Here is an 8745-nt window from a genome sequence, read left to right as displayed (position 1 = left end):
TCGCCGCCCTGCGCACGACGTCCGGTGGCACGCCCGCGGCCTCGGCGACCGCGTCGAGCAGCAGCGCGTCGAGCGACCCCTGCCGCAGCTCGCCGCTGACCAGCCCCCGCAAGAGCCGCTGCTCGTCCGGCGTCGCGGCCCCGAACAGCGCCGCCGCCTGCGCGCTCCGCGCGGTGCCGGAACCGGGTCCGACCAGCAGCGACATCGCCTCGAACGCCGTGTCCACCTGCGCGACTGTGAGGCTCGGGGTGTCGGTCGGCGCCGGCAGCGAGGTCAGCGACCGCCAACCGAGACCGGTCCGCCGCTGCCGCAGCTGACCGCCGAGGTACCGCGACACGATGCCGACGTCCTCCGCCGGGGTGCGCCGCAGCAGGTCGACCAGGAGCGCCCGCTTGGCCAGGCGCGACCGGGTGGTGGCCAGCGCGGAGGAGGTCGTCGCGAGGTCGGCGAAGAGCATGTCGGCATCCTCCCGCCGTCCGCCGACATCCGCCGCCGCTCAGACCAGCTGGAGCGTCCGGTCCGCGAGCGCCAGCGTGATCGTCTGCCCCCAGGTCGCGGTGAGCCGGTCGGCCTCGAGACCGTCGCCGAAGACCACGAGCGCGTCCGACTCCACGACCACCGTCAGGGCCTCGCCGTCCACCAGCCGCCCGGCGGTCAACGACGTCGCTGTGGAGGGCGACGGCCACGCCTCGCGCACGAACCAGGCGAGCGCGCGGTCGGCGGTCCCGGGGAGCTCGACCCCTCCCCGCCGCTCGCGCTGGATGGACGCCGCCCATCCCGTGGCCCCTGTGCCGGTCGCGGCGATCAGGCCCGACGACGACTGCGACTCGACGGTGCCCGCCGCCGCGATCCGGTACCGCGCGGACTGGTGGCTCGGGTGCCCGACGAAGACCTCGTTGAGCGCGTCGAGCGACTCCCCGTCATCGAGGGCCGCGCTCACCATGGCCCGCGACTGCACCCGGGCGGTCCCCCGGACGACGGCCCGCAGCAGGTCTGCCGTCTCCCTCGGCCGGTGCGTCACCAGCACGCCCGCGTTGCGGCCGGGCTCCGGGTCGATCCCGACGACGACCTGCGTGCCGACGTACTTGGCGACGTTGGCGACGAGCCCGTCCTGCCCGACGACCACGACGACGTCACCGGGCTCGAACCCGAAGCGGTACAGGTCCTCCCGTTCGACGTCGCCGCGGCGCCACTCGCCCGGGACGGCCGCGCGGACCTCACCGAGCGCCGCGTCCTGGGCGTCGTGCCGCACCTGCACGTCGGCGAGGCTGCGCCCGCGCGTCCGCAGGAAGAACTCGGCCTGCCCCCGGGTGCCGTGCCGTTCCAGCAGCCCGTCGAGCTCGGTGCGCCGATGGACCACGACGACCCGGGGCGCGAGGACCACGTCACGCCCCCTTCGCGCCGACCAGCCCGGCCAGCGCGCCGGTCACCAGGTCGGGCGTCACGGTGAGGTTGCCGATGCTCGGCAGGTTGCCGGCCAGCTCCCGCATCGCCAGCGCCGCGAGCACCTCGCGGTCCACGCCTGCGTAGGCGGCGAGCCGGGCTGCCTCGGCGGCGCCCTCGGCCTCGCCGACGATCCGCGTGCTGTGCGCGTTCGCCTCGGCCAGCAGGCCCTGCCGCTCCGCCGCGGCGTTCGCCTCGATCAGCGCGGCGGCCGCCGCCTCGCTCGCCCGGGTGCRGGCGTTCGCGCCGTCCTGGGTCACCAGCTGCTGCTCGCGCAGCGCGAGCTCGATCCGGTTGGCCAGCTCGTTCTCGGCGATGGCCCGCTCGCGCTCCACCGCGAGGGCCCGGCGCTCGAAGGTCGACTTGTCGGCCTCGCCCTGCGCCTGCTCGCGCGCCGGCGTCTGCAAGAACCGCTCCATGTCCGCCTCGGCACGTACCGACCCGATGCGAGCGCCGAGCACCTCGATGCCGGTCGACGCCAGCCGCTCGTCGGCGCGCAGCCCCTCGGTGACCAACCTGCGCAGCGCACCGCCGCCCGAGGTCACGGCCTCCAGCACGGTCATCCCGGCGAGCGCGTCCATGACCTGGCCGGTCGCCAGCTCGCTGAGCAGGTGCGCGACCTGCTCGAGGGGGTTGCCCGTCCAGCGCCCGGTGTCCGGGTCGATGGCGAAGTCGAGCCGTCCGGCCACCAGCGCCGGGTCCTCGAACCGGAAGCTCACGGTCACCTGGACCGCCACGTCCTGGAAGTCGGCGGTGCGGGCGTGCGCCACGAGGGGCAGCTCGCGGTCGTCGACGGGGATCTCGCTGATCACCGCCGAAAGGGGCCGGAACCAGAAGGCCAGCCCCGCGCCGTCGTGCCGGAGCCGCCCGGCGTGCAGGTGGAGCACGTGCGACGTGGGCGCCGTGCGCAGGTGGCGGGCGAACGGGTAACGCTTGATGGTGGCCATCTCAGGTCCTCTCCAGTATTTATCGTCATATCGACCTTAACCAGTGCTGCTTGTTCTCGTCAATCTGACGATATAAAGTCACCCGCATGCCGTTCCCGCCGTTCGCCGTGACCGTGGACCTCGTCGCGCTCACGGTCCGGGACGAGGCGCTGCACGCGCTGCTGGTCACCCGCGGCGAGGAGCCGTTCCTCGGTCGGCCCGCGCTGCCCGGCGGTTTCGTGCGCCCCGACGAGGACCTCGTCGACGCCGCGACCCGCGAGCTGGCCGAGGAGACAGGCCTGCAGCGCGGTGGCGCGCATCTGGAGCAGCTGGGCTCGTACGGCAGCCCGCACCGCGACCCGCGCCTGCGCGTGGTCTCCGTCGCCTACCTGGCGCTGGCCCCCGATCTGCCTGACGCGCGTGCCGGGGGCGACGCCGCGGCGGCCGGCTGGGTCCCCGTCGCCGACGCCCTCGAGGCCGACCTCGCGTTCGACCACCGCGCGATCCTCGCCGACGGGGTCGAGCGCGCCCGCGCCAAGCTCGAGTACACATCGCTGGCCACCGCGTTCTGCGGTCCGGAGTTCACCGTCTCGGAGTTGCGCCACGTGTACGAGGCCGTCTGGGGCGTGGCGCTCGACCCGCGCAACTTCCACCGCAAGGTCACCAGCACCGCCGGCTTCCTGACGGAGACGGGACGCACCGTCGTCGACGGCCCCGGTCGCCCCGCCGCCCTCTACCGCGGCGGCCCGACCATCGCGCTGCACCCGCCGCTCACGCGCGACGGGGGCTAGGCGTCGATGCCGCCGTCGACGTACAGCCAGCGACCGTCCTCGCGGACGAACCGGCTGGTCTCGTGCAGCCGTCCGCGCTGGCCGATCGCGGTGCCGTCCTCGAGCCGGTAGTGCGCGACGAACTCCACGGTGCCGGTGTCGTCCCACGGGCCGCCCRCGTCGGTGCGGACCACGTCCAGCCGACGCCAGACCATGTTCACGTCCAGCTCGAGCTCGTCGGGGCGCGTGCTCGGGTGCCAGGTGACCAGCAGGTAGTGGGTGGCCCCGGTGGCGAAGCCGGTGTACCGGGAGCGCATGAGCGCCTCGGCCGTCGGCGCTCGGCGCCCCTCGGAGAGGTACTGCCCGCAGCAGTCGCCGTACGTGTCGCCGGACCCGCACGGACAACGGTCGTCGTGCTCGCTCATCGGCCTCCCGCCTCGTCGTCCGGGCGAACCTAGCAACAGTTCCCGCCGTCCGCGGCGGGGAGTGTGAGCAGACCGATTCGCGTCCCACGTTCCGGTCAGAGCCATGTTGCCGTACGGTTGTGCCTGTAGTCGCAGTGAATCGCTTGTCATGACGGCCAAGGAAACTTGGCAGGACGTTCTCGAGGACCACCTCGGAGACGGACGACGAACACCGTGAATACCGGTCCCGGTCACCCGGGAGTTGTCCATACCGCACGTGAGAGAAGAGAACATCATGCCTGTTGGCACCGTGAAGTGGTTCAACGCCGAGAAGGGCTTCGGCTTCATCGCCCCCGAGGACGGCGGACCCGACGTCTTCGCGCACTACAGCGCCATCACCACGAGCGGCTACCGCACGCTCGAGGAGAACCAGAAGGTCCAGTTCGAGGTCACGCAGGGCCCCAAGGGCCCGCAGGCGTCGAACATCACGCCTCTCTGAGCTGATCTGAGCTCATAGCTCCAACGCACGAGACCCCGGCCTTGTGGCCGGGGTCTCGTCGCATCATCACCGAGGCGCCCCCGATCCCGCTCATCTCCGACCGCACTCGCGCCGCGCACCCTCGCACGACCGACAGGACGGATGCCCATGAGCTCCTCGACGCTTACCCCCACACCCGCGCGACCCCGTGACAGAGCCGTCAGCGACTYCACCGAGCTGACCCGGACCGTGCAGGCCGCCGGCCTCATGAAGCGCCGTCCCGCCCACTACGCCGTGCGGCTGTCCGCCGCCGTGCTGGCGGTGCTGGGCCTGATCGCCACGATCATCCTGGTGGGTGACTCGTGGTGGCAGATCGCCGTCGCGTTCGCCGCCGCCGTGATCCTCACGCAGGTCGCGTTCCTGGGCCACGACGCCGCGCACCGCCAGATCTTCTCCGACGGCCGCGCCAACAACTGGACCTCGCTGGTCCTCGCCGACCTGTTCGTCGGCCTCAGCTACGGCTGGTGGCAGCGCAAGCACACGCGCCACCACGCCAACCCGAACAAGATCGACTACGACCCGGACATCGAGCTCGAGGCGCTGGCCTTCACGCCGGACCAGGCCGCGAAGCGGACGTCGAAGCTGTCCGTCTGGTACCTGAACCACCAGGGCTGGTTCTTCTTCCCCCTCCTGTTCCTCGAGGGCGTCGCCCTGCACGTGGCAGCCGTCAAGCGGCTCTCGTCGCGGGACAAGCTGGAGCACCGCGCCGCCGAGATCGTCATGATGACCGTCCGCCTCGTCGGTGGCACCGCGCTCGTGTTCCTGACGATGTCCTGGCCGATCGCGCTGGTGTTCCTGGCCGTGCAGATGGGTGTCTTCGGGTTCTACATGGGCGCCTCGTTCGCCCCGAACCACAAGGGCATGCCCCTGATCCCCAAGGACTCGCGCCTCGACTTCCTGCGCCGCCAGGTGCTGACCAGCCGGAACATCGGCGGCGGCAAGTGGGTCGACATCCTCATGGGCGGGCTCAACCACCAGGTCGAGCACCACCTGTTCCCGTCGATGCCCCGTCCGTCGCTGCGCCGCGCCAAGCCGATCGTCGAGGCCTACTGCCGCGAGCACAACATCCCGTACGTGCAGGTGTCGCTGCCGCGCTCGTACACGATCATCGTGAAGTACCTCTTCCGGGCGGCGGGGGCTTCTTGTATTGGCGAGGGTGCACGACTCTGACGAACCCCCGGTGCGGCTGCCCGCTAGGAGAGCGAACGACGGGTTCGTTCCTGTCGCTGGAGCATGCGCCAAGCCCGTGGCCCGCGGCTGGTGGAGCTACGCGTCGTCGCTCGTGCGGATCAGACGGGCCTTCTCCCAGGTGCGGTACTCCAACAGCTCGGCGTAGTCGAAGCCATCCCCCAGGGTGCCGGCAATCTCTGCCTCACTCCGGCCCTCCGCCTCGGAGGCGGCCAGTGCCCTGCGAAGCGTCCGCTCGTCGGCGCGTGCGCGAGCGACCAGGTACAGCCAAGCCAGACCACCCTCGACCTCGTCGCACTGCACGACGAACTTCGCACCCTTGTACTCCTGGGCTTGGATCCCGAACCACTGGTCAGCGGCGATCGACGTGATGTCGATGCCCGGGTCGAGCCCTGAGCTCAGCGACATGATCAGCCCAGAGACGAACCGGGTCGGTTCGACGGGGCGGCCGATCAGGGCGCCGTCGCCGGCAGCGACTCGGCGGGTGGCACGCACGATGATCTCGTCGACCTCGGCACGGCCGTCTTCGCCGCACGAGCACACCATGCCCAAGTCGATCCGCTCGGCTGCGTCGGGGGTCGAAGTCGTCACGGACCGAACTGTTCCACAGCCCGTGAGACGTGAACTCTCGGTCGGTGGATCGCACCGGGTACCCACGCAGAAGGGCGCCGGCCGGTATGACCCCGGTCGGCGCCCTCCGGGCCGCGCGTGCCCACGCAGCCCCTGCGATGCTCAGTCGAGCATCGAGATCACCTGCTGCGCCTGGTACCCGAGGATCGCCCGCGCGGCCGGAGTGACCGTCGACAGACGCGTACGCGGCGTGAGCAGCTCGATGTAGGCCTTCAGCGACTTCACGGCGACCTTCTCGTTGCCGACGTCGGCCGCCTTGTCGGCCACCTCCACCGCCGCGAGCAGACCCGCGGCCGCCACACCCTTCACTGCTCCGGCGGCGATCTGCGCCTCGGTGGCGTCACGCAGGGCGTCGATGCTGCCCGGCGCGTAGAAGGACGCCACCGGCACCTGCGTGTAGTCCGTGTCGGAGGCCAGGTAGAAGCCCACGTACGACGGCTGGTTGTAGGTGGTCTGCTGGCGGGCCACCTCGACGCGGTACTGCGGGTCGTGCATGAGCGTGTACATCTTCGTGTGGCTCAACCCGGTGCTGGTGAACAGCCGGATGGCCGACGAGTCCTCGGTGCGGACCAGCAGCTCCTCGCGCGAGTCGCCCAGGACGTCCGCCACCAGCGACGGGTTGCCCTTGGTGCCGTTGTTCGAGCGCGTGCCCGTGGCGGTCAGCTGGCGGCCGCGGGTCCAGTCGTCGATCGTGACGTCCTGGGCGGCGGAGCCGTTGACGATCTGCGTGGTGCCGTCGGGCATCCACCGGATGCTCATGTTGGTGCCGGGGATCGGGCCGGGGGTGACGACGCCCGACGCCGAGTACAGCCCCAGCGAGTCGGTGCCGCCGGGCAGGCTCGCCCAGACCTCCAGCCCGCGCAGCGACGGGATCACGTCGCCGACCATCGACCGGCCGGTGTCCCTGCCGGAGTACACGCCGAACAGGACCTCGCCGGTCTTGGCGTCGCGCAGGGCCATGCCGTAGGGCGCGAACGTCGCCCCCTCGTGGGCGGTGTAGATCTCCAGACCAGGGCGATCGGGGTCGATGTCGGTCACGTGCATGGCGTCGCCGTGCCCGAGGCGGACCACCTGGCCCGGTGCGGCGCTACCGGCCGGCAGCGTGTCGAACGACGAGTACAGGACGGAGCCGTCGTCGTCGATCGTCGCCGCGCCGTAGACGATCTCCTGCTTGCCGTCCCCGTCGACGTCCGCCGCGGACAGCGAGTGGAAGCCCTGCGTGGTGATCTTCCCGTAGACGGGGTCGGTGCCGTCGCGGCCGTGCGGGCCGTCGTTGAACGGGTTGGTCATCGGCACGTGGCCGGAGTCGACGTACCAGCGCTCCTTCAGCTTCTTGCCGTCCCAGTCGTACGCGACGAGCGTCGTGCGCGTGTAGTACCCGCGGGCGAACACCGCCGAGGGAGTCTGCCCGTCGAGGTAGGCCACACCGGCCAGGAAGCGGTCGACCCGGTTGCCGGGCTCGATGCGGGCCATCGCGTAGTCGCCCCACAGCAGGCCGTCGTCTCCGCGGCCGGGCTTGTAGTCGATGGTCTGGAGCTCCTTGCCGTTCGCCCCCGCGAACACCGTGAGGTACTCGGGACCGTCGACGATGAAGCCCTCGAAGTTGCGCAGCACGTTGCGGGCGCTGCGCGCGGGCGCGTAGACGTCGACGAAGTAGGTGGCCAGCGCCGTCGCGTCCTGCTGCGACAGCGGGTACGCGTACTGCGGCGCGATGCCCAGCGCGGCCTCGACCGTCGACGGCCAGTGCCCGGCGACGACCTCGGGGTGGCTGCTCCAGCCCTGGAGCATGGTGACCAGGTGGTCGAAGTACCCCTGCTTGCTCAGCCGGTAGTCGGTGGTGTCGGTCACGCCCGCGTCACGGTCGCGCTCGGGGATCGAGACGAACTTCTCGCTGGCCACCGAGCCGTCGGCCGCGTACCGCGTGATCTTGCTGCCGGGGGCCGTCTTCATCATGAGCTCGGCCTTGCCGTCACCGTCGTAGTCGTAGACGGGGAACTGCGTGTAGTGCGCCCCGGCGCGGATGTTCACGCCCAGGTCGATCCGCCACAGCTGCGTGCCGTCCTGCTCGTAGGCGTCGACGAAGACGTTGCCGGTGTAGCCGACCTGGCTCACGTCCTTCGAGTTGGACGGGTCCCACTTGACGATGTACTCGTACTGCCCGTCGCCGTCGACGTCGCCGACGGACATGTCGTTGGCGGAGTAGGTGTACGCCTCGCCCACCGGGGTCACCCCGTCGGCGGGCTTGTGCAGCGGGATGTCGAGGCTCGGTTGCGCCCACGGGGTCGCCTCGGCGCCGTCGACCTCGGCGCCGTCGACGACGGCGGCGACCCGGTAGCGGGACGTCGCGGTGCCGGCGGGGTCGACGAAGTTGGTGGAGTCGGAGACCGTGCCCAGCCTCGTGCCGTCGCGGTAGACCGCGAAGTCGGGGCCGGTCAGGCCCGTCGCCGTGGCCCCGGTGACCTCCGTGGCGAGCAGCCGCCAGGACAGGAACACGCCCTCGCCCGTGACCGCCGCGACGAGCCCGCGATCGAGGCGCTCGAGCGTCAGCCCGTCGGGACCCTTGGTCGGTCCGTGCCCGAGCGTCCCGCTCGCCGGTGCGGCGGAGGCGGGGGCGGTCGTCAGCGCCCCGACCAGCAGCACCGAGCCGGCAAGCAGCGCGGTCCCGGTGAGCGTTCGTCCTCGTCGTTGCAGCAGACTCATCTTTGAATCCTTTCAATCGGCTAGGCGTCCCCCACGTCGAGTGCGTGCTCACGAGAGGGGAAGTCGGGGGCGCCTTTGACCCCGACCGCCCACGACCGTATCGCCTGGTTCACCCGAGTCAACCCGGCCTGCGACATTCGCCGGAT

Annotated in this window: 8 protein-coding genes and 1 pseudogene; 3 read left to right on the top strand and 6 right to left on the bottom strand. The window is 71.3% G+C overall.

The features are described from left to right. The 3 genes and pseudogenes from AC1DUQ_RS17145 to AC1DUQ_RS17135 all read right to left on the bottom strand — a co-directional run. A pseudogene (locus AC1DUQ_RS17145) lies at positions 1 to 457 on the bottom strand (ATP-dependent DNA ligase); the annotation flags it as partial. Positions 458 to 496: 39 nt separating this feature from the next. Further along, positions 497 to 1384 carry a diacylglycerol kinase catalytic domain-containing protein gene (locus AC1DUQ_RS17140; protein ID WP_477060881.1) on the bottom strand — a complete coding sequence of 296 codons (888 nt, stop codon included), beginning with the start codon at positions 1382 to 1384 and terminating at the stop codon, positions 497 to 499. Between the two features lies 1 nt (position 1385). After that, the gene (locus tag AC1DUQ_RS17135; protein WP_477074201.1) at positions 1386 to 2390 is read right to left on the bottom strand and encodes an SPFH domain-containing protein; all 1005 of its coding nucleotides are present in this window, start codon (positions 2388 to 2390) and stop codon (positions 1386 to 1388) included. 86 nt (positions 2391 to 2476) lie between these two features. On the opposite strand from AC1DUQ_RS17135, the gene AC1DUQ_RS17130 reads away from it, so the two are divergent. After that, positions 2477 to 3160, top strand: coding sequence for an NUDIX hydrolase (locus AC1DUQ_RS17130; protein WP_477060879.1), 684 nt, complete (start codon positions 2477 to 2479; stop codon positions 3158 to 3160). Here AC1DUQ_RS17130 and AC1DUQ_RS17125 read toward each other — a convergent pair. Continuing rightward, positions 3157 to 3564 carry a YchJ family protein gene (locus AC1DUQ_RS17125; protein WP_477074200.1) on the bottom strand — a complete coding sequence of 136 codons (408 nt, stop codon included), beginning with the start codon at positions 3562 to 3564 and terminating at the stop codon, positions 3157 to 3159. The genes AC1DUQ_RS17130 and AC1DUQ_RS17125 overlap by 4 nt on opposite strands. A gap of 274 nt (positions 3565 to 3838) precedes the next feature. Between AC1DUQ_RS17125 and AC1DUQ_RS17120 the strand changes: the two genes are divergently transcribed. Together AC1DUQ_RS17120 and AC1DUQ_RS17115 are read left to right on the top strand one after the other, a co-directional pair. Next, the gene (locus tag AC1DUQ_RS17120) at positions 3839 to 4042 is read left to right on the top strand and encodes a cold-shock protein (protein ID WP_028049733.1); all 204 of its coding nucleotides are present in this window, start codon (positions 3839 to 3841) and stop codon (positions 4040 to 4042) included. A gap of 147 nt (positions 4043 to 4189) precedes the next feature. Next, a complete protein-coding gene (locus AC1DUQ_RS17115; RefSeq protein ID WP_477074199.1) occupies positions 4190 to 5251 on the top strand; it encodes a fatty acid desaturase family protein in 1062 nt (353 codons plus the stop codon). A 96-nt stretch (positions 5252 to 5347) separates the two neighbouring features. On the opposite strand, the gene AC1DUQ_RS17110 is transcribed toward AC1DUQ_RS17115, so the two are convergent. Together AC1DUQ_RS17110 and AC1DUQ_RS17105 are read right to left on the bottom strand one after the other, a co-directional pair. Next, entirely contained in the window at positions 5348 to 5860 is a 513-nt protein-coding gene (locus tag AC1DUQ_RS17110; protein WP_477074198.1) for a hypothetical protein, read from the bottom strand. 141 nt (positions 5861 to 6001) lie between these two features. Next, positions 6002 to 8599, bottom strand: a complete 2598-nt coding sequence (locus tag AC1DUQ_RS17105) for a rhamnogalacturonan lyase (protein ID WP_477060875.1) — start codon at positions 8597 to 8599, stop codon at positions 6002 to 6004. Between the last annotated feature and the right edge of the window lie 146 nt (positions 8600 to 8745).

This window comes from Cellulomonas sp. P4_B5_2 (assembly GCF_056402235.1).
Note: the sequence above shows the minus strand (reverse complement) of the source record. Positions and strands in the feature narration are given on the sequence as shown.

Coding starts and splice junctions, on each gene's coding strand:
- AC1DUQ_RS17130 (WP_477060879.1), top strand. CDS start 2,477: ATGCCGTTCCCGCCGTTCGCCGTGACCGTGGACCTCGTCGCGCTCACG.
- AC1DUQ_RS17120 (WP_028049733.1), top strand. CDS start 3,839: ATGCCTGTTGGCACCGTGAAGTGGTTCAACGCCGAGAAGGGCTTCGGC.
- AC1DUQ_RS17105 (WP_477060875.1), bottom strand. CDS start 8,599: ATGAGTCTGCTGCAACGACGAGGACGAACGCTCACCGGGACCGCGCTG.